Below are 22,299 nucleotides of genomic sequence, written 5' to 3' on the forward strand. Positions count from 1 at the left end.
CGCGGCGGCCGCCGCGCCGAGCGACCTGGCGCGCTGACGCGTCAGCGCGCCGGCGCGGGCGCCGGGGCGGCGAGGACGCGCCGCACCGCGCCGACGAGGTCCTGGTCGCCCCCCTGCCCGGTGTAGACGACCTTCCCCGCGCGGTCGACCAGCACGACGTAGCTGGTGGCCGGGGCGTCGTAGGCGTCGCTGGCCTTCCCCTGCGCGTCCCAGAGCATCTCCATCGGGAGCTTGTACTTCTGGGCGTAGAGCCGCACGCGCTGCGGCGACTGGTTCACCGTGACGGCGACGCCGACCAGCTTGACCTTCGCCCCGTGCTCGCGCGCGATGCGCTGCAGCTGCGGCTCGAGCTGCTTGCAGTTGGGGCACCAGGTCGCCCAGAACTCGAGCAGCACCGGCGTTCGCCCGTAGTAGCGCGCCAGGTCGGTCGCCGTGCCGTCGAGCGTCTGGACGGCGGCGGGGGGGGCCTTGGTGCCGACCGGGAGGCCGAGCTCCTGGGCTCCGAGGGGGGCGGCGAACAGCAGGGCGGCGGCGAGGAGTCGGAGCATGGGGCGGGAAGGGCGGGAGTCGCGACTACGGGAGTGCATACGGCGGGAGTCGCGACCGCGCTGAGCGTGGCCCGTCGACGGCGCGGTCACGACTCCCGTCGTGGAGACTCCCGTCGTGGAGACTCCCGACGTGTCGACTCCCGCGGTCCGGGTTCCGACGTTCAGATCCAGACGGTGCCCGCCTGCACGAAGTAGTACTGCGCCGCGCCGAGCATGAGGGCGGCGAAGAGGCGCTTGATCCACACCATCCACATCCCGGCGCGCGGGAGCCGGGCGACGGCGCCGCTCGACAGGCCGACGACGACGAGCAGCGCGCACATGCCGAGCGAGAAGGTGAACAGGTAGAGGAAGCCGAGCCCCGCGCTGTGGGTGGCGGAGACCCAGGTGAGGACGGCGGCCATCACCGGGGCGGAGCAGGGGGCGGCGACGAGGCCGGACATCGCGCCCATGACGAACGCGCCGGCGAAGCGGCCGCCGGTGCCGGCGGTGGAGGCGCGCTGGACGATCGCGGCGGGGAGGCGCACGGGGATCACGTCGAGCATCGCCAGGGCGGCGAGGAGCAGGACGTTCCCCATGAGGAGGAGCGCGTACGGGTTGGTGCTGACGCTCCCGAACAGCGTCCCCGTCATCCCGGCGAACAGCCCCAGCCCCGCGTAGACCGAGGCCAGCCCGAGGACGTAGGCCAGCGTCAGGAGCGCCGGGCGCCAGCGCGGCTGGGGCACCGCCGTGCCGTCGGCGCCGAGCGACTGCCCGCCGACGATCGCCGCGGTGATCGGGATCATCGGGTAGATGCAGGGCGTCAGCGAGGTCAGGACCCCGGCGCCGAAGATCAGGGGGAGGACGGCCGCCGGGGAGGCGGACAGCTGGGCGGCGATCTCGATCTGCACGCCGGAAGAATAGCGGGGGGGACGGGGAAGGTCCCGGGGCGGGCACTGCGGGCTGCGGGCTGCGGGCTGCGGGCTGCGGGTTCCGAATCCGCAGCCCGCAGCCCGCAGCGCGTGCCCCTCAGCCCCGCGTGCGGCGCCGGGCGACCAGGGCGAGCGCGCCCAGCCCCGTCGCCAGCAGCGCGTAGGTCGACGGCTCGGGGACGGTGGCGAGGGTGACGTCGTCGAGGGCGAGCTGCGCCTGCCGGCCGCCGACGCCGAACGCCTCGGTGTCGAACTCGATCTCGTTCAGCGCGCCGAACTCGAAGCCGAAGTCGAACCGCTGCGTGGCGTTCGTGAGCGTGAGCGTGCGCACGAACGCCGGCGCCTCGGCCGGGTCGGCGGTGCGGTAGCCGCGCAGCGTGAGCACGAGCGGCGTCAGGATGCCGTCGAACGCGCGGAAGGAGAGGTTCGCGCCGAGCAGGTAGAAGTTGACGTCGTCGCGGTAGAGGAAGCTGCTCCCCGTACGGCCGAGCGCGAAGCGCGTCCCCGAGCTGGCGTTGGCGCCCGTGCCGAACGCGCCGGTGGTGGCGACGCCGAAGTTCTCGAACTCGTAGCCGGCGGCGGCGAAGCCATCGCCGGTGGTCGTGGTGCCGCTCTCGAACGTGTAGGTGACCGGCGTCTGCGCGCGCGCGGCCGCGGGGGCGGCGACGGCGAGGAGCAGGGCGGCGCGGAGGATCTTCAGCATGGTCGTCGTCTCGCGGTCAGAGGGCGCCCTGGGCCCACGGGCCCCAGATGGCGAAGGTGCCGCCGCGCTCCGTGCCGGAGGCGCTGGTCGAGCCCTGCGTGTTGAAGAACAGGATGCGGCCGTCGGGGCTGAAGCAGGCGCCGCAGAACTCCGTCGCGCTCGTCGGGCTCCCGGCGCGCACGAAGTCGAAGATCTGGCCGGTGCGCGTGAGGCCGCGCAGGAACTGCGTGCCGCCGCCGTCCTCGCAGATCACCAGGCCGCCGCGCGGGGAGACGCAGATGTTGTCGGGGGCGTCGAGCACGCTCGTGCTCGGGCTCTCGAAGATCAGCGTCAGCACGCCGGCGTCGGCCGACGTCGGGCGGTACTGGAAGACCTGCCCCGCGCCCGCGGCGCCGCCGCTGGTGGCGTTGAAGTACACGCTGTCGTCGCCCCACCAGCACCCCTCGAGGCGCGCGAAGCGCGCGCCGCCCTTCGCGAGCCCCTGGCGGAACACGCTCGGCGCGCCCCCCTCGAGGTCCGGGTCGGCGACGTCGACGTCGACCCAGCGCGCGGGGAGCCCGGCGAACGGCGGGAGCTGCGCCGACGGCGTCTGCACGCCGCCGTCGGTGAAGGCGCGGTTGGTCGTGTTGAAGCCCGGCCGCCCGTCGACGACGAGCATCTGCAGCGTGCCGCCGGCGGCGAGGTTGCCGTTCTGGTTGGGAACGAAGCGGTAGAAGCCCGAGTCCGACGCGCCGGCGTCCTCGGTCTCGTAGACGTGGCCGAGGAACGGGTCGACCGCGACCGCCTCGTGCGAGAAGCGCCCCATCGCGAGCAGCGGGAGCGCGGCGGCGACCTCGCCGTTGGCGTTGGCGGGGACCTCGAAGACGTAGCCGTGCTTCTTCGCGAAGCCGCTGCCGGTGCCGGCCGTCGTCTCCTCGCAGGTGAGCCAGGTGCCCCACGGCGTGATGCCGCCGGCGCAGTTCACGAAGGTGCCGCTGACGCTCACAAACTCGTCGACGACGGTGGGCGTCGTGGTCGCGGGGTCGATGTCGACGACGAGCGTCGTGCAGCCGGCGCCGGCGGTCGGGTCGTACGGGTTGGCGCCGATCGCCGAGCCGGCGCGCGCGCCGTCGCGGATCTCGTGGTTGCGCACGAGGCGCACGCGGTTGGCGCCGTCGGCGAAGGCGCCCATGCCGTCGAGCGCGTTGGGGACGCGGCCGGCGCGGCCGCCGGCGAGCGGGGCGCCGGCGCGCGAGATCTCGCGCAGGCCGAAGCCGGCGGGGATCAGGACCGGCAGCCCGCCGGGGTCGGCGACGAGCGCGCCGTAGCCGCCGCGGCCGCGCGTCGCGCGGTCGAGGCGCGGCGCCGCGCCGGGGGCGAGCGGGACGACGTCGTTGCAGGCGGCGAGGCCGGCGAGCGAGGCGGCGGCGACGAGCGCGCCGCCGACGCGCACGGCGGCGCGCAGGAAGTCGCGGCGGCTGACGGGGACGGACGGCGTGGTCATGCGGGTGCGGTCTCCGGCGGAGCGGGCGCGGGCGGGACGGCCGGCGGCGCGGAGGGCGCCGGCCGGGCGGGCGCGGTCATCCTGACGCGCCGGCGGGCGCCGCGGTACGCGCGCGGGCGCTCCGTGACCGAGGCGCGACGTCGGCCGAGACAGTCGTGGCGGGCCCGTGACGCGGCGGGCGAAACGGAGGGCGGTGCGGGGGCGCTCGCGTCCGGCGCGTCCGGCGATCCGCTAGATTCCGGGGCTCGACCCACCCGACTGCAGACTTCCCGGAGAGAGAGCGTGGCTCCCCAGTTCATCTACGTCATGAAGGGCCTGCGCAAGGTGATCCCGCCGTCGCGGATCATCCTTGACGACATCTGGCTCTCGTTCTACCCCGGCGCCAAGATCGGCGTCCTCGGCCCCAACGGCTCGGGCAAGTCGTCGCTGCTGCGCATCATGGCCGGCGTCGACCAGGACTTCCAGGGCGAGGCGTGGGCGCACAAGGGGACGCGCATCGGCTACCTGCCGCAGGAGCCGCAGCTCGACCCGACGAAGGACGTGCGCGGCAACGTCGAGGAGGCGCTGAAGGAGCAGCGCGCGAAGCTCGACCGGTTCAACGCGATCAGCGCCGCGTTCGCCGACGAGAACGCGGACTTCGACAAGCTGATGGACGAGCAGGCGAAGGTGCAGGAGTACATCGACCAGCACGACCTGTGGAACCTCGACAACAAGATCGAGATCGCCATGGACGCGCTGCGCCTGCCGCCGGGCGACGCCGACGTGACGACGCTCTCGGGCGGCGAGCGGCGGCGCGTGGCGCTGTGCAAGGTGCTGCTCGAGGAGCCGGACATGCTGCTCCTCGACGAGCCGACGAACCACCTGGACGCCGAGAGCGTGGCGTGGCTGGAGCGGTTCCTGGCGGACTTCCCGGGGACGGTGGTGGCGATCACGCACGACCGCTACTTCCTCGACAACGTCGCCAAGTGGATCCTCGAGCTCGACCGCGGGCGCGGCGTGCCGTACGAGGGGAACTACTCGGGGTGGCTGGAGCAGAAGAAGCAGCGGCTGGCGCTGGAGGAGAAGCAGGAGTCGGCGCGGCAGCGCACGCTGGCGCGCGAGCTGGAGTGGGTGCGCATGTCGCCGCGCGCGCGGCAGTCGAAGAGCAAGGCCCGCCTGCAGGCGTACGAGGAGCTGGCGAGCGAGGCGCAGCAGGACCGCGTGACGGAGAACGAGATCGTGATCCCGCCGGCGCCGCGCCTGGGGAACACGGTGGTGGACACCGACCACGTGAAGAAGGGCTTCGGCGACCGGCTGCTGATCGACGACCTGACGTTCTCGCTGCCGCGCGCGGGGATCGTGGGGATCATCGGCCCGAACGGCGCCGGCAAGACGACGTTCTTCAAGATGATCGCCGGCGGCGAGTCGCCGGACGACGGGCGCGTGAAGCTCGGCGAGACGGTGGTGCTGGGGTACGTCGACCAGAACCGCACGCTGACGCCGACCAACACGGTGTGGCAGGAGATCAGCGGCGGGCAGGAGACGGTGCTGGTCGGCAAGCGCGAGATGAACACGCGCGCGTACCTGTCGTCGTTCAACTTCCGCGGCACCGACCAGCAGAAGAAGGTCGGCGACCTGTCGGGCGGGGAGCGCAACCGGCTGCACCTGGCGAAGACGCTGATGACCGGCAGCAACCTGCTGCTGCTCGACGAGCCGACGAACGACCTGGACGTCGACACGCTGCGGGCGCTGGAGCAGGCGCTGCTCGACTTCTCGGGGTGCGCGGTGGTGATCAGCCACGACCGGTGGTTCCTGGACCGGGTGGCGACGCACATCCTCGCGTTCGAGGGGAACTCGGAGGTCGTCTGGCACGAGGGGAACTACCAGTCGTACATCGAGGACCTGAAGCGCCGGAAGGGCGCGGACGCGGACCAGCCGCACCGGATCGCGTACAAGAAGCTGGTGCGCGCGTAAGCGCGCGCTCACGCTGGCGCGTGACAGCGGCCCGGTCGCCTGGCATCAGGTGACCGGGCCGCTCGTGCGTCGGATCGGAGATCGGCAACGCGACACGAGGACGCGGCTGCGCGCCTTGTCCAAGTAGCGAGCCATTTTGCGATTCCGCACGGGTTGGAAGGCGAGAACCCCGAAGGAACAAGGGAGTTAGCTGGCTGCGGCGGCGATAACCGGCGCTCGTCGGTCCAGGCGCGCGGACGCACGTCGATGGCGCAGAACGCGCCCACCGCTTGTCCTCCCACGAGCAGCGGCACCCCGACGTACGCCGCCACGCCGAGCGTGCGCACCGTGGGCACGTCGCGGTACACGGGGTCGGCCGCCGTGTCCGGGATGACGAGCGGCGTGGTCCGCGCCACCGTGTAGTGGCAGAACGTGAGGCCCGTGAGCGCGCGGGCCGAGGCCAGCGGCTCGCCGAAGCCGCACGCCGACTTGTAGAAGTCACGGTCGGCGTCGACGAGCGACACGAACGCGGCCGGCACGCCGACCAAGCGCACCGCGAGGCGCGTCAGGCGGTCGAACGCCTCCTCGGCCTCCGTGTCGAGGAGGCGGTCGCGCGGACCCCTGACAGCCGGTGCGGGTCGTGGACCGCGGTTGCTGCCGAGGGCCCGCCGGCAGCGTCAGAAAGGGCCTCGGAACCGGCCGCAGGTGCGCGCATGGGTAGCAAGCTACGGCGTCGAGGAGTCGCGGGTGAGGTCGGTCGCCGACGCGACGAACGGTCGGGAGAGCTGGTGGGAGCGCACTCCGCGCGACCGCGTTCGCCGGCGTCGTGGTGGAGGCAGGCACGACCCATGGCGCGCCGGATGACGCGTCTCGCCCGCACCTTCGACCGCGTACTCCGCCGCAGTCGTCGCCGGATGCGGCGTCGCTCCGGGGGCAGCGCGCGAGTGCGCGGGCACTCGGCTCAGCGCGCGGCGTCGAGGATGAGCCGAACCGTCTGCTCCGGCTGATCCCAGTGCGGGAAGTGCCCGCAGTCGTCCAGCCAGTGCAGCCGCGCATCGGGGAAGCGCGCGGCCGCGCGCGCGGCCTGCCGCGGGAGGCACACCCGGTCCTGCCGTCCCCACACGATGACCATGGGATGGCGCAGCGTGCCACGCGGCGCGCCCTCCTGGGCTGGGCCGCGGGCGAGGCTGCGGAGCAGCGGGTCGAACGACGGCGCCGTCGCGTAGTCGCGCATCTCCTGCAGCACGACCGGCGCCGGGAGCCGCCACGGATGCGCCGAGAACTGCGCCAAGAGGAGCGAGCGCGTGAGCGCGTTACCGGTGACGACTTGCATCACGGGCTGCAGGGCGCGGACGAGCCGGATCGAGAGCCCGATTGTCGTGCCGAAGTAGGTGCGCTCCCAGCTCTGCCAGAACCCGCCCGGGTCGAGCGAGACGACCGCGCCCACCACGCCGCCGCGCCGCGCGAGCTCGAGCACGAGCCGCGCGCCCATCGAGCTGCCGACCGCGTCGACCCCCGTGAGCCCGCGCGCCTCGAGGAACGCGGTCACCGCGTCGGCGAGGGTGCGAATCGACGCCTCGCCCGCGAGCGGCGGGGTCCGCCCGTGCCCGGGCAGGTCCACGGCGATCACCTCGCGCTCGGCCGCGAGTGCGTCGAGGATCGGGGTCCACGACCGCCAGCTCCCGCCGAGGCCGTGCAGCAGCAGGAGCGGCTTGCCCGCCCCCCGTCGAACGTGGTGCAGTTCCATCGGCGCGTCCGTCGTGAGGGGTGGCCTGGCGGGAACCGCGCGACGACTGCGCCCGAGCCAGATCGTCACCCGACCACGCGCTCCGAGTGCGAGGGACGCGCCAGGGCTGCTGAGGGCGTCCCACGTATCGTGCTGGTGGCCTGGCCCGACGGACGTGCGGCGCTCGTGTGGGACTGCGAGGAGCTCGCCGAGCACGCGGCAGTGCGCGCTCCTGCTCGGGGCTGGCGCCGGAGCCCGGTGCGGTCCGCGGCGGTGACGTTCGCGTTCCACGGCGCCCAGCGGTTCGGGGCCAGCCCGGAGGAGACCAAGGCCCGAACTTGGACGGCGCGCAGCACTCACCGCCACGGGCACCTCGCACAGAAAGGACGCAGCGGGCCGCGCGAGCGAGGTCCGCTACCGGCTCGCGACCAGGGGCGCCGACCTCGGCAGCTGGACCCGGGACCGGCGCACCGACGCGGCCACCTTCGACGCGCGCATGGCCCATCTGTTGGGCTTCGAGCACTCCGATCCGTGGCCCGGGGCCGAGATCCTGGCCACGCTCGTGTCGTCCCAACGACTGCGCGCGCGTGGACGCGCCGCTCGCGGCCGCCGCAGGTCCGCGCGGTGACGCGCGGTATCGCGCCGAGTTCCGGGTGGTCGGCCCCGACGGCACCAGGCGCTGAGTACGCGCCGCCGGGCAGATGCCGTTCGAGGCGGCCGGGGCGCCGGCCGCCCCACCGCGCGGCTCAGGGTCCTCGCGGAAGCGCCCCAGCTCCGGTCGTTGATCTCCGCGAAGCCGACGTACTCCTGCCCTGGCCATGACCTCGTCGCCGTCTCACCCGGTGCCTCCGTGATGGCCCTAGACGGTTGCGGCATCGCCCGGACCGCGTTGACGCAGGCTCGCCCAGCCGTCCGCCGAGGTCGAGAGGCACGTCTCAGAAGATCCATGATGGGTCGAATCAGAAACGGACGCAGCACGACGGGACCGCCGTCCCGACGCGGAGGGACCGCGCGTCTCGGATCCCCATCTCCGAATCAGCGTGTCACGTCACCAGACGGTGCCGGGTTTCGAGAGGCGAGGGTCTGGGTACCATCGCCCGCGCGCCTCTTGTGCCAAGACGCTCTTGGCACGGGACGTCGGTTGTGACGAGATCAGACCACCCCACCTGCCGTATATTCCCAGACGGCGTAAGGGTTCGCGCGCCGGTCGGGCCCCAACAACGCGCGACGCGCGACACTCCGAGGGGAACCATCTGAACTACCTGTCGTCCGGGGAGGTCCTGCGAACCTCACGGCCCGGACCTAGGTCAGTCGCGCCGGACCGCGGGCGAGAGGTTCGGGCGGGCTAACAACAGTGTGAAAGCGCGGCGGACCACACGTGGCGGGGCCTCGCCGTCCCAGAGGCGCACGTCGTTGCCGAATGGGGCCCGTGGGGAGCGAGCGCCGGATGACGGGCAAGGTCCTGCTGCAGACCGGTTGACCCGGTCGGCTACCGTATCTACGTTACATACTGAATTTGCGGCGCGTGCAGTTGTCGCGTCGCTCGACCGGCCCTGCCCGGGCCTGTGGGCCGCAGCTGCGGCCCGCGACCCACTGGAGCTCGGCACGTCGGTCGGTCCGGTGCCGGGTAGGGACCACACCAAGAGGAGAGCAGGATATGCCAGTCGTTCGCGTGAGTTGGTTGGAGGGGAAGGACCACCAGCAGAAGCGGCAGGTGGCCGCGGAGATCACGGACAGCATCGTCCGGAATACGGGTACCGACGCCAAGTACATCTACGTGATCTTCGACGACGTGGCGAAGAGCGACTGGGCCGGGGAGGGCAAGCTCTACGGCGGCCCCGAGGCCCCCGCCGGCGCCTGAAGCGGCCCCAGTCGGCCCCGAGCGCTCGCGATTGCCCGGCGACTGCTGACGCTCGACTGGACACCCGATGCTGATCCCTCGCGCCCGATGAACACCCACTTCGCCATCGCGGTCCACATCCTCGTCTTCATCGCGGAGCAGGGCGGCACGCCCGTGACGTCGACGACGGTCGCCGGGAGCGTGGGGACGAACCCGTCGTTCGTCCGGCGCATCGTGGCGCAGCTCGGGCGGGCGGGGCTGACGACGGCGACGGAGGGGGCGGGCGGCGGCACGGTCCTCGCGCGCCCGGCGGAGGCGATCACGCTCCGTGACGTCTACCACGCGGTGGACGAGACGCGCGAACTGGTCCCGCTGCACCCGTCGCCCCATCCCATGTGCAAGATCGGCCGGAACATCAAGGGCGTCCTCGGCTCGACGGTGCGGCAGGTCGAGGAGACCGTCGACACCCAGCTCGATCGCACGACCATCGCCGACCTGCTCGCCGACGTCGTGCGTCGGGAGCAGGAGCGCGAGGCCGCGATGGCCCGGGGCTAAACGCGCCCAGGACTACTGTTCCTGTTGTAGTAACTGTTTCTAAATCAGATACAGTCTTCGTCACTCCATCCTTAAGAGACTCGCGATGGCTCGCACCAGGATCGGCATCATCGGCGCCGGAAACATGGGCTCGGCGTTCGCGAAGCGGCTCGCCGCCGCCGGCCACGACGTCACCATCACCGCCAAGGACCCCGCGCACGCCGAGCAGGCGGCGCAGCAGGCAGCGGCCGCCGGCGGGAGCGTCCGCGCGGTCCCGCGCGACCAGATCGCCCGCGACGCCGACGTGCTCATCGTCGCCACGTACTTCCCCGACGCGCCCGACGCCCTGCGCGCCGCCGGCGACCTGACGGGCAAGACGGTCATCGACATCAGCAACCCGCTCACGCCCGACATGTCGGGCCTCAGCCTCGGCCACACGACGTCGGCGGCCGAGGAGCTCCAGAAGGCGGTCCCGAACGCCCGCGTCGTGAAGGCCTTCAACACGGTTTTCGCGCAGGTGCTCGGCGGGACCGGCCGGGCGCAGGTCCTCTACGCCGGCGACGACGCCAGCGCAAAGGACGCCGTGCGCGCGCTCATCGAGAGCGCGGGCTTCGAGGCGGTCGACGCGGGGCCGCTCGCCAACGCGCGGCAGCTCGAGCCGCTCGGCCTGCTGAACATCTACTTCGGCTACGTCGCCGGCCGCGGGACGGGCATCGCGCCCGCCTTCGTCGCCGTCGCGTAAGCCCCTCCCCGCCGCACGCCCCGCCCCCCTCGCCCCCCGGAGACCTTCATGGAGCGCAGAGAGTTCGTTCAGACGACCGTGCTCGGCGCGGCCGCCCTCGCGTCGTCGCGGCTCGCGCGCGCGCTCGACGTCGGCGTCCGGCTGCCCGCGCCGGGGACCACGGTTCACGTGAGCCCCGTCACCGGGAACGACGCGAACGCGGGCGGCAAGAGCGCGCCGCTGCGGACGCTCCCGGAGGCGGCCCGGCGGGTGAGCCGGGGCGCGGGCAGCGGGCCGCTGACGGTGGTCCTGTCCGAGGGGATCCACGCGGTGGGCGAGACGGCCCTGTTCAACCCCCCGCGCGGCCGCTTCACGCGGACCGACCGTCTCACCATCCGCGCCGAGGTGCTGCCGGACGATCCCGGGTGGCACCACGGTCGGATGCCGACCCTGATCCACACCCTGCCGGTCAAGGATACGTGGAACGGGCGCCCCGACCCGCTCGGCGGCGCGGCGGACGGCATGCTGATCGAAACCAGCCACGTCAGCATCCGTGGCCTCCGGGTTCTCGGTATGCCGGTGGTCGAGACCCCGCGCGAGGGGATGATCCGTCGACTCTACGCGGTCAGCCGGCTGCGCGAGGACCTCGACGACCTCGAGGTCGCGCAGTGCGTCTTCGCCGGCGACGAGGTGATCGCGCCCAACCACGTCGGCATCATCGCGCGGGGGAACGGCCTCGTGGTCGACCACTGCGTCTTCCGCGGCCTCAAGATCTCCGCCGTCTACTGGAGCGGCGGCAGCACCGGCCACGCGATGCGGCACTGCGTCAACGACGGGCTCTATGGGAGCGCCGTGTGGACGGCCGGCATCGCCGACGACTTCGACTACCGCAACAACGTCGTCGCCAACTGCAACTACGCCTGGACCCACCAGGACGCGAGCTCCGCGCGGGCCGATGCCGGGGGCCAGCGCGGAGCGGCCGGCGTTGCGGCGGGTGCCCCGGCGCAGCCGCGCGCGCGGAGCCGCTACCGCGTCCTCGACAGCCACTTCGCCAACAACCGCCGGCTCGCTGGCAGCGGCACCGGCGCGCGGCTCGAGTACCAGGACATCGACCCGTCCTTCCTCGAGTTGGTCGGCACGAAGGTCACCGAGCAGCGCGCCGCATTCGAGCACGAGCAGGCCAAGCCCTCGTACCTCCATCCCGTCGCCGGCTCCGAGGCGGCGGCGACGGGCGCCGGGCTGTTCATGACGCGCCGCGCGTAGCCCGGCGTGACCCGCGCGTAGCCACCACCTGTCGGTCCGTCGGATGCCCCGTCGGCGCCCATCGCGTCCGACGCTCACGCTGATCCACCGTCCGAGTCGTCCCATGCGTCGTCTGCCGTCCCGTCCGTCCGGCCTCATCGCCCTGCTCGCCGCGTCGCTGCTCGCCACGCTCACCGCTCCGCGCGGTGTGCCTGCACAGCCGCCGGCGGCCGCCGCGACCACCGCCGCCAAGCGCCAGTTCACCACCCGGCACGTCACGTCGGCGGACGGCACGCGCATCGCCTACCTCGTCGCCGGCACGGGCCGGCCGCTCGTCATGGTGCACGGCTCGATGACCCTCGCCGACGAGTGGCTCGCCGTCGCCGAGCGGCTCGCCGCGACGCGCCAGGTGGTCGTCGTCGAGCGCCGTGGCCGCGGCCGCAGTGGCGACGCGCCGCAGCACTCGATCGCGGTCGAGGCGCAGGACCTCGCGGCGGTGGTCGCCGACGTCGCGCGCTCCGCCCCGGGCACCGCGGTGGCGAAGGACGCGAGCACCGGCCCGACGACCGGACCGGTGGACCTGTTCGGGCACTCGTACGGCGGCGCGGTCGTCGGCCGCTACGCCATCGACGCGGGCTTCCCGGGCGCTGTCGTGCTCTACGACCCCGGCGCCGGGCTGAACGGCCCCATCGCCGCCGACGGGTGGGCCCCGGTGCGCGCGCTGCTCGACGCCGGCCAGCGCGACTCGGCGCTCACCCGCGCCTTCGAGACGATCATGGGCGCGCCCCCGCAGGTGATCGCCGGCATCCGCCAGAACGCCCCCCTCTGGGCGCAGTACCGCACGCTGCTCCCGTCCTGGGTGCGCGAGGTGCAGTCGCTGGACGCCTTCGCGCCGACGGCCGAGGAGCTCGCGCGCATCCGGGGCCGCACGACGATCCTGCTCGGCGACCGCTCGGGGCCCATGCTCACGGCCATCGCCGGCACGTGGGTGAGTCGTCAACCGGGACTGACCGTCCTCCCGCTCCGCGGGCAGGGTCACACCGGCCACCTCGAGGCGCCGGCGTACATGGCCGAGCGCATCCGCACGGCACTCCAACCCTGAGCGACCCACGATGAGAGCTCACCTTCGGACCCGGGCCGCCGCGCGACTCGTGCTCGCGCTGGCCGCACTGAGCGCGACGACCGCACTGGTCCTGTCGCCGGTCGTTGCGCGGGCGCAGGGCGGACCGGCGACCGAGCGGCGCTACCCGCTCACCTCGACCGACGGCCTCCGGCCGCACAACGTGACGGCGGCGCCGGTGACCTACGAGGGAAAGCGCGGCGTGCGCCTCGTCGTCTCCGACAGCGCGCGCCGCAGCGTCGAGGGGCGGCCCGTCGACCAGCAGCAGATCGAGACGTTCGCCATCCTCGAGGGCACGGACTTCGGCGACGGCGTGATCGAGCTGGAGGTCGCCGGCGCGCCCGCGCCCGGCGCGACGGGCGGGGTGCGCGGGTTCGTGGGCGTCGCGTTCCGGGTGCAGCCCGACCGGAAGACGTACGACGCGTTCTACCTGCGCCCGACGAACGGGCGCGCCGACGACCAGGTGCGGCGCAACCACTCGGCGCAGTACATCGCGCACCCCGACTGGCCGTGGGAGCGGCTGCGGCGTGAGACGCCCGAGAAGTACGAGTCGTACGTCGACCTGGTCCCGGGCGTGTGGACGCGCGTGCGGATCGAGGTGCGCGGCACGAAGGCGCGCCTGTTCGTGCACGGCCGGTCGCAGCCGACGCTGATCGTCGACGACGTGAAGTCCGGCGCCGCGGGCCGGGGTGCCCTCGCGCTCTGGATCGGGCCGGGGACCGTCGCGCACTTCCGCGACCTGCGCGTGAGCCGGTAGGGCTGGTGCGCGCGCTTCCCGAGACCGAGGACCTCGCGGTCGGCGCGGTGGCCCTCGACGCGCAGGCGGTGCGCTGCGTGCTTGGCGGCGTGGTGGCGGTGGACGACGTGAGCCTGCGCGTCGACCAGGGCCGGTGCGTCGCCCTCGTGGGCGAGAGCGGCGCGGGCAAGACCACGCTCCTGCGCTGCTTCAACCGCATGGTCGTCCCCGCCGCGGGCGCGGTGCTGGTTGGCGGGACGGACGTCACCCGGTTCCCGGCGCCCGTGCTGCGGCGGCGCATCGGCTACGTGCCGCAGCACGGCGGGCTGCTCCCGCACTGGCGCGTGCTGCGCAACGTGGCGCTCGTGCCCGACCTCCTCGATCAGGCCGACGCGACGGCCGCCGCGCGGCGCGCGCTCGACCTGGTCGGGCTCCCGCCCGACGTGTACGGCGCGCGCTTCCCGCACGAGCTCTCGGGCGGGCAGCGGCAGCGCGTGGCGCTCGCGCGTGCCATCGCCGCGCGGCCCGGGGTGCTGCTCATGGACGAGCCCTTCGGCGCGCTCGACGCGGTCAGCCGGTCCGAGGTGCAGGCCGTGTGCGCCGCGCTGCGCCGCGAGCTCGGGGTCACCACGCTGCTCGTGACGCACGACCTGCTGGAGGCCGACTTCCTGGCCGACGAGATCGTGGTGATGCGCGCAGGGCGCGTGGAGCAGCGCGGGACGCTGGACGCCATGCGCGCCGCGCCGGCCACGCCCTACGTCGCGTCGCTGCTCGAGCGCGCGCTCGCCGGCGCGCACCGCCGGAGCGACGCATGATGCGCCACGCGGTGGCGGTGCTTGCCGTCGGGCTGCTCTCGCTGTTGGGCAGCGGTCCCGTGCGGGCGCAGGACGCCGCGGCGAGTCGCGCGGTGGTTGTCGCCTCGAAGCCGTTCGGCGAGTCGTTCATCCTCGCCGAGATGTTCGCGCAGCTCCTCGAGGCGCGCGGCATCCCGGTCGCGCGGAAACCCGGACTCGGGAGCACCGAGATCCTGGTCGGGGCGCTCCGGCAGGGTGCGGTCGACGTGTACCCCGAGTACACCGGCACGGGGCTGCTCGCGATCTTGCACGACACGCTCCCGCATGCGACACTCGGCGTCCCGCGCCGCGTCTACGCGCACGTCGACAGCGCCTTCCGGGCGCGGTGGGGGATGCGCTGGCTGCCACCCCTCGGCTTCGAGAACACCTTCGCCGTCGCCGTGCGCCGCGAGACGGCCGAACGGTACGGGCTCCGCACCCTGAGCGACCTCGCGCGCCAGAGCGCGCGCCTGACCGCCGGCTTCACGCCCGACTTCATCGAGCGGCAGGACGGCCTCGCGGGGCTCGTCGCGGCCTACGGCCCCGGCATCAGCCCGCGCGCGATCCGACCGCTGCTCCCGGCGCTCAAGTACCAGGCGCTCGCCGGCGGCTCGGTCGACGTCGTGGACGGCTTCTCGACGGACGGGCTGCTCGCGCGCTACGGGCTGGTCGTGCTCGAGGACGATCGGCGCTTCTTCCCGCCCTACGAAGCCGCCGCCCTGCTCGGCCCCCGCGCGGCGCAGCGGGGCGACGTGGTCTCCGCGCTCGCGCTGTTGAGCGGCCGGCTGGATGTGGAGACGATGCGCGCGCTCAACCGACGCGTCGAGGTCGACGGGGAGGACGCGCGCGCCGTCGCGGCGTCCGCGCTCGGCGCGCTCGGGCTCCGGTCCGCCGGGGAGGCGACCACCACCGCGAGCGCGCCCGCTGCGGCCGGGCAGTCGTTCGGCGCGTACCTGTGGGGGCGGCGCGCGGCGCTCGCCCGGCTCACGCTCCGTCACCTCGCGCTCGTCGCGCTCGCGCTGGCCGCGGCGACGCTCGTGGCCGTCCCGCTGGGGCTCGCCCTCGAGCGGGCGCGCCGGGCGGCCGGGCCGGCGCTCGGCGCGCTCGGCGTCCTCCAGACGATCCCGAGCATCGCGCTGCTCGCGTTCATGGTGCCGCTCCTCGGCATCGGCACGGTGCCCGCGCTCGTCGCGCTCTGGCTCTACGCGCTCTTCCCCATCGCGCGCGGCACCTACACCGGTGTGCGCGACGCCGATCCCGCCGCGGTGGAGGCGGCGGAGGCGCTCGGCATGACGCCCGCGCAGCGGCTCCGGCTCGTCCGCCTGCCGCTCGCGGCGCCGGTCATCATGGCCGGCGTGCGGACGGCGGCCGTGATCACGGTCGGCGCGGCGACGCTCGCGGCGTTCATCGGCGCCGGCGGGCTCGGGGAGCCCATCGTCACCGGCCTCGCGCTCGCCGACACGCACTTGGTGCTCTCCGGCGCGCTCCCGGCTGCCGCGCTCGCGCTGCTCGTGGACGGCGCGCTGTCGCTCGTCGAGCGGCGCATCGCGCCGGCGCACCTGCGCCGCCGCCGCGGGCGCGAGTCCACGTCCCCGGTCAGGACTCAGGAGCTGTGATGAGTGCGAGCACGAGCAACACCATGCGGGCCATCCGTGTCCATCGCCCAGGCGGGCCCGAGGTGCTGCAACTCGAGGCGATCCCCGTGCCCGAGCCCCGGGCGGGGTGGGTGCGCATCCGCGTGCGCGCGTTCGGCCTGAACCGCTCCGAGCTCTACACGCGGCAGGGGCACTCGCCGAGCGTGCGGTTCCCGCGCGTGCTGGGCATCGAGTGCGTCGGTGTGGTGGACGACGCCGGCGGGACCGACCTCACCCCCGGGCAGACCGTCGCCGCGCTCATGGGCGAGATGGGCCGCGCCTACGACGGCGGGTACGCCGAGTACACGCTCGTCCCGCGCGACCGGGTGCTCCCGGTGCGGACCGAGCTGCCGTGGGACGTGCTCGCCGCGCTCCCCGAGACGTGGCTCACCGCGTGGGGCTCGCTCGTCGACGCGATGGACGTGCAGGCCGGGCAGACGCTGCTCATCCGCGGTGGGACGTCATCGGTCGGCATGGCGGCCGCGTCGCTCGCGAAGGAGCGCGGCCTGCGCGTGCTCGCAACGACGCGTGGCGCCGCGAAGGCGGACGCGCTGCGCGCGAACGGCGTGGACGACGTCGTGGTCGACACAGGCCAGATCGTCGAGGAGGTCGCTCGGGTGGTGCCCGGCGGGGTCGACGCGCTCCTCGAGCTCATCGGACCGGTGACGCTGCGCGACTCGCTGCGCGCGGTGCGGCCGCGCGGCATCGTGTGCCACACGGGGCTCCTCGGCAACGTCTGGGTGATGGACCGCTTCGAGCCGCTCGAGGACATCCCCTCGACGGTGCGGTTGACGACCTACCACAGCGGCACCACCTCCGCCGAGCGCAGCACCGCGGCGCTGCAGGAGATCGTCGACGGTGTGGCGGCGGGTCGGTACCGGCCGAACGTGGAGCGGGTGTTCCGCTTCGAGGAGATCGCCGCGGCGCATCGGTTCATGGAGGAGGACCTCGGGAGCGGGAAGCTCGTGGTGGCCGTGGACGCGTGACGCGCGCCATCCGCAGGATGCCATGTCCCGTGCTGCCAGCCGGAGGAGCGCTCAGGTCTCGTGCCCTCGCACGAGCGGATCGCGCGGGGCGTCTGTGCCAAACGCGTCCTGACACGGGACGTCGGTCGTGACGAGTTCCGATCACCCCACCTGCCGCGAATCGCCAGACGGCATACGGGTCCACGCGCCGGCCGAGCCCCAACAATCCGCGACGCGCGACACTCCGAGGGGAACTACCAGTCGTACATCGAGGACCTGAAGCGCCGGAAGGGCGCGGACGCGGACCAGCCGCACCGGATCGCGTACAAGAAGCTGGTGCGCGCGTAGGCGCGGGCGGGCGTGGGGCCGGGCCGAAACCCGATCGTCCGACCCCAGGCCCGAGGGCACGTGCGGGAGTCGCGGTACGCGCGAGCGCGCACGCCGCGTGCTCGCGCGCGGGTGGCCCGGGATCATCGGATGCGCGCGTGAGCACGTCCGGGGGTATGCTTCGGCCTCGCCGTCCGATGCGCGCCCCTCTCGCTTCAGGTTCCCGGGCCATGCGACTCGCCGACTTCATCCTGACCAACCGCGAGCCCATCCTCGCCGAGTGGGAGGCGTTCGCCCGGACCTGTGCGCCGGCCAGCGGCCCCATGGACGTGGCGGCGCTGCGCGATCACGCCGACGCGATGCTCACCGTGATCGCCGCCGACCTCGCGACGCCCCAGGGGCGGTTCGCCCAGTCCGAGAAGTCGAAGGGGCGCGCCGGGGCCGCGGACGCCGACGCCCGGACCGCCGCCGAGGAGCACGGGACGGGGCGCGCCCAGAGCGGGTTCACCGTCGCGCAGATGGTGGCCGAGTACCGCGCCCTGCGGGCGAGCGTGATCCGGCTCTGGACGCGAGCCGAGGGGGCGCTGGACGCGTCGGACATCGAGGACCTGACGCGCTTCAACGAGGCCGTCGACCAGGCGCTCGCCGAGTCAGTCCTGCGCTACAACGAGGACGTGGAGCAGGCGAAGGAGACCTTCCTCGCGATCCTGGGACATGACCTCCGAACGCCGCTCGGGGCGATCCAGACCTCGGCGACGTTCCTGCTCGAGGCGGGCGAGCTGGAGGAGGTCGAGCGGACACTCGTCGCGCGCATCGGCGGCAGCGCCAGGCGCTCGGTGACGATGGTGGGCGACCTGCTCGATTTCACCCGCAGCCACCTGGGCGGCGGGATCCCGATCGCGCGCGCGGAGACGGACCTCGGCAAGCTCGTGCGTGAGGTTGTCGAGGAGGTCGGGGCGGCCCACCCGGAGCGCCCGATCCGCGTCGACACCCGCGTGGCGCAGCGCGGCCGATGGGACGCGGCGCGCCTGGGCCAGGCCCTGACCAACCTGGTCAGCAACGCCGTGCAGCATGGCGCCGCCGGCACGAAGGTGACGGTGGGCGTGGGCGGAACGGAGCGGGAGGTCTGCATCTCCGTGCACAACCGTGGGGCGGTGATCCCGCCCGAGCAGCTCGACGGGCTCTTCAACCCGATCCGCGCACGGCGGGTGCCCCGCACGACAGCGGCGCGGGGGCCGACCGGGAGCCTGGGCCTGGGGCTCTACATCGCCGAGCGCATCGTTCGCGCGCACGACGGCCGCGTCGACGTGGAGTCCTCGGAGGAGAGCGGGACGACGTTCACGGTCCACCTTCCCCGGCAGGAGCAGCCGCCAGCCGCCGCCTCCGCGTCCGCGGTGTGATCCCAGAGGCACTCACCATCGCCAACGAGAACGTCGACGGGCGCGCCGTGAGCGTCGCGCCGAGCGCCGAGTGCGGTGGCGCCTATCACGACGGCTTCGGTGTGCGCGTCGAGCTTCGAGGTGGTGCGCCCGGCGGTGGTGGTCGGCGCGCGCATGGTCCGCTTCGTGGCCGCCCGCGGCTTCGAGACGCTCGGCGCCGTCGAAGACCTCGGCAGCGGGGTGCAGGTCGGCGGGCTGGCGGGCCGCGGCGTCCCCGCGTGGGGCGCGAACGACGTCTACCTCGCCGGCACCCTGTACGCCGGGCGCGCGGGCCCGACGTCGCTCGCCGGCTTCCAGCTCGAGCTCGAGGGGCGGCGCGACTTCGATGTCGGCGGGTGGAACGGGCTGATCGCGAGCGGCCGGATGGCGTGGTATCGGAAGCACGGCGGCGGCTGGCTGCTGCGCGTCGGCGACGAGTTCTCCGGCGGCACCCGGACGCGTCTCCCCCTGCAGCTCACGTTGGGCGACCGCCAGGGCGGGCTGCGCGGGCACCACGGATCCACGCTGGCCGGCGCCTGGCGCAACGTCGCACGCTTCGAGGAGCGCTGGGTGCGGGGCACGCCCGTGCGCAACGTGGCCCTCGGTCTCGCGGGCTTTGGCGAAGCGGGATCGCTGTGGGCGGGCAGCGCGCCGTACGGCCGGAGCATCCCGTTCCGTGGCAGCGTCGGCGCGAGCGTGCTCGCGGCGTACCCGGCGGGGTCACGGCGCCTGCTGCGGCTCGACGTCGCGGTGCCGTCTGGGCGCGACGGCAACCGCGCGCTCGCGGTGCGGGTCAGCGCCGAGCAGATGACCGGGCGCTTCTGGCAGGAGCCCGCGGAGGTCCCGCGCGCGCGCACGGGGCCCGTGCCGTCGACGCTGTTCACGTGGCGCGTGCGGTAGACGGACCGCCGCGTGGCATCGACGGGGCGCAGTTCGCCCGCGCGGAGCGTGCGCCCGGGCCGCCGTTGCGGGCGAGCCGGCCGAGCGGCGCGGTGCGACTCGACCGACGCCCGGGGCAGGACCTCGATACGCCATCGGGTGCGGTGTCGGAGCCCTCGACGCCTCGCCCATGTGGCTCGCCAGGTTCCGCGCGCGCGTGATGCCCAAAGGGGCGCCGATCCGCTCGAGCGTCATCGGCTCCTCGCCGTCGAACCCGAAGTAGAGGCCCAACCTCCGCGCCCTCGGCGCGTTCGGCCCTTGGGAAGCCGCGGCCGGCGCGCGTGGCCTCAACGCCGGCCGCGGCCCCGCCCCGGTGCAGCAGCGGCAGCCGTGCCGTCGGACGTCGGCACGTCGTCGCTCCCGTCAGCGAGCGCGCGGAGCTGCTCGCGCATCTCGGCGAGGTCGCGCGGCGCCGCGGCGCGGATCTCGGCCGTCACCGACCGGTGCACCTCGGCTCCCGCGCCCTCGAGCAGGACGGCGACGTCGCCCGGCAACAGGGCACGCAGGCGGCGCAGCTCACGCGGGATCACGCGATCGCCCGGCGCGGCGCCGAGGCTCAGCACCAGGGCGCGCGCGCCGATGCGCTCCACCGTCTCGACGATGTCCTCCGCCGGCAGCCCCGGCCCCATGTATGTCACGCGCCAGCCGTCGGCCGCGGCGGCGGCCGCCGCGAGCAGGGCACCGAGCTCCTGCCCCTGTCCAGACGGCGTCGTCACCACGACGTCGCGCGACGGCAGCGGGGGTGTGGCGGTGGTGGTCACGTGGTCGAGCACCCGCCGCAGCACGGCGTGGGCGAGATGCCGGTGCGCGGGGCGCAGCGTGCCGTCGCGCACGTGCGCGGCGATGCGCTCCGTCAGCGGCACGACCAGCGCGTCGAGGAACGCCTCGGCGGAGAGCGCAATGGCCGCGCGGCGCAACAGCAGGTCGAGGGCGACGCCGTCGAAGCGCGTGATCGCAGCGAGCGAGGTGTCGAGGTGGTCGCGCGCGGCGGTCATCGCCGTCCCGCCGGGCACGGGCGATGGACGGCGTACCGCCTCGTGCGCCGGGCGCGCGGCGTCGATGCCGGTGACCGCTCCCGTCGATGCGTCGGCGGGGGCGATGAGCGCCGCCAGCGCCTCGGGGGAGAGCGCCGCCAATCGTCCGATCGTGCCGCCGCTCAGGGTCGCGTGGGCGAGCAGGCGGAGGCGTTCGATGTCCGCATCGGAGTAGAGCCGCCGTCCACCCGCCGAACGCACCGGCGTCACCACGCCGTAGCGCTTCTCCCACACGCGGATGACGTCCGCGCTGAGGCCGGTGCGGCGGGTGACGACCTGGATCGGATGGATGGCGGCGAGCGCCGCGGTGCGGGCAGGTACGGGCATGGTGGATCCGTAGGACACAGTCGCCGTCTTGTCAAGATATTGTCTAGGACAATTGATTGACAATCTGCGCGCCGTGCGGTATGATCCGCTCATGCGGGACGGCGACGGGCCGGTCGTTCAGCAGTTGGTGCCGGGCCCGCGCTGGAGGCAACATGCTCCGTCCATCGTACGTCCTCGTGATCACCGCCGGCACGCTCGCCACCGGCGCGTGCAACCCGTTCCGCAGCCCGATGAAGCGGGCGCCGGTGGTGCAGGTCAGCACCCGTGACGCGAACGTCAACGCGCGCTGGCACGGCACGCTCGCCTCGCCGTCGAACCTCGCCGGGGCGGTGCAGATGAAGGGCTCGGTCGCGATGACGCCCGGGTCGAATCGCGGCAACACGTACGTCTCGGTCGACCTCTCCAACGCGTCGCCCGGCGGGCTGCACCCGTGGCAGCTGCGCCGCGGCCAGTGCGGAATGGACGACGGTGTGATCGGCGCGCCGGACGCCTACAAGGCGCTCAAGGTCGACGAGCAGGGCCGTGCGAACGGCTCGGTGACCGTGCCGATCGTGATGCCGAGCGAGGGCCGCTACTACGTCAGCGTCGGCGCGTCGGCGGCGAATCCGGAGACGATCGTCGCCTGCGGCAACCTCGCGTCGCCCACGCGCTGACACGAGCCGTGGCGCCGCGCGTCGCGCGGTGCGCAACGCCCGTGAGGCGTGTTCCGAAGGCGGGAGTGCGCTCCCATCCCCAGAGAGGTACGGTCGTGACTACCACCACGGGCACCGCCGGCAGCACCGGCGCTGCCGGCATCACCGGCCAGCTCGCCCCGCTCGCCGACCGCGTCGTCGTCCGCGCCCTCGCAGGGACTGGACTCGCGCGCGGCGGGCTGCACATCCCCGATATGGCGCGCGAGAAGCCGCAGCAGGGCGAGGTCGTCGCCGTCGGGCCCGGGCGGTTTGACGAGCGCGGCGGCGTGCGCATCCCGATGGACGTCCGGGTCGGCGACACGGTGCTGTACGGGAAGTACACGGGTGCCGAGGTCACCGTCGACGGCACGCCGCTGCTGATCATGCGCGAAGCCGACGTTCTCGCCGTCATCGGCTGAGCCATCCGGATCGTAAGGCGCGACGCCGTCCGGCGCGCGTGCCCCGCGCCGGACGGCGCGCCACACTCGCTGAGGACGCACCGACATGGCTGCGAAGGAACTGCACTTCAACACGGACGCGCGCGCTGCCCTGAAGCGCGGCGTCGACCAGCTGGCCGAGGCGGTCAAGGTCACGCTCGGCCCGAAGGGCCGGAACGTCGTCATCGACAAGAAGTTCGGCGCCCCCACGGTGACCAAGG

At 73.8% G+C, this 22,299-nt stretch carries 21 protein-coding genes; 14 read left to right on the top strand and 7 right to left on the bottom strand.

Annotated elements, in window-relative coordinates; genetic code table 11:
• Nucleotides 1-41: 41 nt before the first annotated feature.
• From PYV61_RS04925 to PYV61_RS04940, 4 genes are all read right to left on the bottom strand, one after another.
• Complete coding sequence (locus PYV61_RS04925; protein ID WP_275828900.1) at nt 42-548, bottom strand: TlpA disulfide reductase family protein; 507 nt, start codon at nt 546-548, stop codon at nt 42-44.
• A gap of 161 nt (nt 549-709) precedes the next feature.
• Complete coding sequence (locus PYV61_RS04930) at nt 710-1,435, bottom strand: cytochrome c biogenesis protein CcdA (protein WP_275828901.1); 726 nt, start codon at nt 1,433-1,435, stop codon at nt 710-712.
• A 118-nt stretch (nt 1,436-1,553) separates the two neighbouring features.
• Nucleotides 1,554-2,159 (bottom strand): PEP-CTERM sorting domain-containing protein, encoded by a 606-nt coding sequence (locus tag PYV61_RS04935; protein ID WP_275828902.1) that lies wholly within the window; start codon nt 2,157-2,159, stop codon nt 1,554-1,556.
• 16 nt (nt 2,160-2,175) lie between these two features.
• On the bottom strand, nt 2,176-3,642 hold the full coding sequence (locus PYV61_RS04940) for an alkaline phosphatase PhoX (protein ID WP_275828903.1): 1,467 nt from the start codon (nt 3,640-3,642) through the stop codon (nt 2,176-2,178).
• A gap of 282 nt (nt 3,643-3,924) precedes the next feature.
• On the opposite strand from PYV61_RS04940, the gene ettA reads away from it, so the two are divergent.
• On the top strand, nt 3,925-5,595 hold the full coding sequence (gene ettA, locus PYV61_RS04945; protein ID WP_275828904.1) for an energy-dependent translational throttle protein EttA: 1,671 nt from the start codon (nt 3,925-3,927) through the stop codon (nt 5,593-5,595).
• A gap of 8 nt (nt 5,596-5,603) precedes the next feature.
• Here the strand turns inward: ettA and PYV61_RS04950 are convergent, their stop codons facing one another.
• Together PYV61_RS04950 and PYV61_RS04955 are read right to left on the bottom strand one after the other, a co-directional pair.
• Nucleotides 5,604-6,113 (bottom strand): GAF domain-containing protein, encoded by a 510-nt coding sequence (locus PYV61_RS04950; RefSeq protein ID WP_345785207.1) that lies wholly within the window; start codon nt 6,111-6,113, stop codon nt 5,604-5,606.
• A gap of 422 nt (nt 6,114-6,535) precedes the next feature.
• The gene (locus PYV61_RS04955; protein ID WP_275828905.1) at nt 6,536-7,321 is read right to left on the bottom strand and encodes an alpha/beta fold hydrolase; all 786 of its coding nucleotides are present in this window, start codon (nt 7,319-7,321) and stop codon (nt 6,536-6,538) included.
• 1,636 nt (nt 7,322-8,957) lie between these two features.
• On the opposite strand from PYV61_RS04955, the gene PYV61_RS04960 reads away from it, so the two are divergent.
• The 11 genes from PYV61_RS04960 to PYV61_RS05010 all read left to right on the top strand — a co-directional run bounded on the left by PYV61_RS04960 (nt 8,958) and on the right by PYV61_RS05010 (nt 19,570).
• Nucleotides 8,958-9,161 carry a 4-oxalocrotonate tautomerase family protein gene (locus PYV61_RS04960; protein ID WP_275828906.1) on the top strand — a complete coding sequence of 68 codons (204 nt, stop codon included), beginning with the start codon at nt 8,958-8,960 and terminating at the stop codon, nt 9,159-9,161.
• 87 nt (nt 9,162-9,248) lie between these two features.
• Entirely contained in the window at nt 9,249-9,695 is a 447-nt protein-coding gene (locus PYV61_RS04965) for an Rrf2 family transcriptional regulator (protein ID WP_275828907.1), read from the top strand.
• Nucleotides 9,696-9,780: 85 nt separating this feature from the next.
• Nucleotides 9,781-10,416 carry an NADPH-dependent F420 reductase gene (locus PYV61_RS04970; RefSeq protein WP_275828908.1) on the top strand — a complete coding sequence of 212 codons (636 nt, stop codon included), beginning with the start codon at nt 9,781-9,783 and terminating at the stop codon, nt 10,414-10,416.
• 48 nt (nt 10,417-10,464) lie between these two features.
• Nucleotides 10,465-11,658 carry a hypothetical protein gene (locus PYV61_RS04975; RefSeq protein ID WP_275828910.1) on the top strand — a complete coding sequence of 398 codons (1,194 nt, stop codon included), beginning with the start codon at nt 10,465-10,467 and terminating at the stop codon, nt 11,656-11,658.
• 103 nt (nt 11,659-11,761) lie between these two features.
• Nucleotides 11,762-12,739 carry an alpha/beta hydrolase gene (locus tag PYV61_RS04980; protein ID WP_275828912.1) on the top strand — a complete coding sequence of 326 codons (978 nt, stop codon included), beginning with the start codon at nt 11,762-11,764 and terminating at the stop codon, nt 12,737-12,739.
• 10 nt (nt 12,740-12,749) lie between these two features.
• A complete protein-coding gene (locus tag PYV61_RS04985) occupies nt 12,750-13,514 on the top strand; it encodes a hypothetical protein (protein ID WP_275828914.1) in 765 nt (254 codons plus the stop codon).
• 5 nt (nt 13,515-13,519) lie between these two features.
• Complete coding sequence (locus tag PYV61_RS04990; protein WP_275828916.1) at nt 13,520-14,308, top strand: ATP-binding cassette domain-containing protein; 789 nt, start codon at nt 13,520-13,522, stop codon at nt 14,306-14,308.
• Nucleotides 14,305-15,942: a glycine betaine ABC transporter substrate-binding protein gene (locus PYV61_RS04995; RefSeq protein ID WP_275828917.1), complete on the top strand. Its 1,638-nt coding sequence runs from the start codon at nt 14,305-14,307 to the stop codon at nt 15,940-15,942. Before PYV61_RS04990 ends, PYV61_RS04995 begins: the two co-directional genes overlap by 4 nt.
• An 86-nt stretch (nt 15,943-16,028) precedes the next feature.
• Nucleotides 16,029-16,946: a zinc-binding dehydrogenase gene (locus tag PYV61_RS05000; protein WP_275828919.1), complete on the top strand. Its 918-nt coding sequence runs from the start codon at nt 16,029-16,031 to the stop codon at nt 16,944-16,946.
• A gap of 536 nt (nt 16,947-17,482) precedes the next feature.
• A complete protein-coding gene (locus PYV61_RS05005) occupies nt 17,483-18,652 on the top strand; it encodes a sensor histidine kinase (protein ID WP_275828921.1) in 1,170 nt (389 codons plus the stop codon).
• Nucleotides 18,653-18,727: 75 nt separating this feature from the next.
• Nucleotides 18,728-19,570, top strand: a complete 843-nt coding sequence (locus PYV61_RS05010; RefSeq protein ID WP_275828923.1) for a hypothetical protein — start codon at nt 18,728-18,730, stop codon at nt 19,568-19,570.
• 326 nt (nt 19,571-19,896) lie between these two features.
• Here PYV61_RS05010 and PYV61_RS05015 read toward each other — a convergent pair whose 3' ends face one another.
• On the bottom strand, nt 19,897-21,063 hold the full coding sequence (locus PYV61_RS05015) for a MerR family transcriptional regulator (protein WP_275828925.1): 1,167 nt from the start codon (nt 21,061-21,063) through the stop codon (nt 19,897-19,899).
• 59 nt (nt 21,064-21,122) lie between these two features.
• On the opposite strand from PYV61_RS05015, the gene PYV61_RS05020 reads away from it, so the two are divergent.
• Together PYV61_RS05020 and PYV61_RS05025 are read left to right on the top strand one after the other, a co-directional pair.
• Nucleotides 21,123-21,623, top strand: coding sequence for a hypothetical protein (locus PYV61_RS05020; RefSeq protein WP_275828927.1), 501 nt, complete (start codon nt 21,123-21,125; stop codon nt 21,621-21,623).
• Between the two features lie 140 nt (nt 21,624-21,763).
• Nucleotides 21,764-22,060: a co-chaperone GroES gene (locus PYV61_RS05025; RefSeq protein WP_275828929.1), complete on the top strand. Its 297-nt coding sequence runs from the start codon at nt 21,764-21,766 to the stop codon at nt 22,058-22,060.
• The last annotated feature ends 239 nt before the right edge of the window (nt 22,061-22,299 follow it).

This window comes from Roseisolibacter sp. H3M3-2, assembly GCF_029211165.1.
Taxonomy (GTDB): domain Bacteria; phylum Gemmatimonadota; class Gemmatimonadetes; order Gemmatimonadales; family Gemmatimonadaceae; genus Roseisolibacter.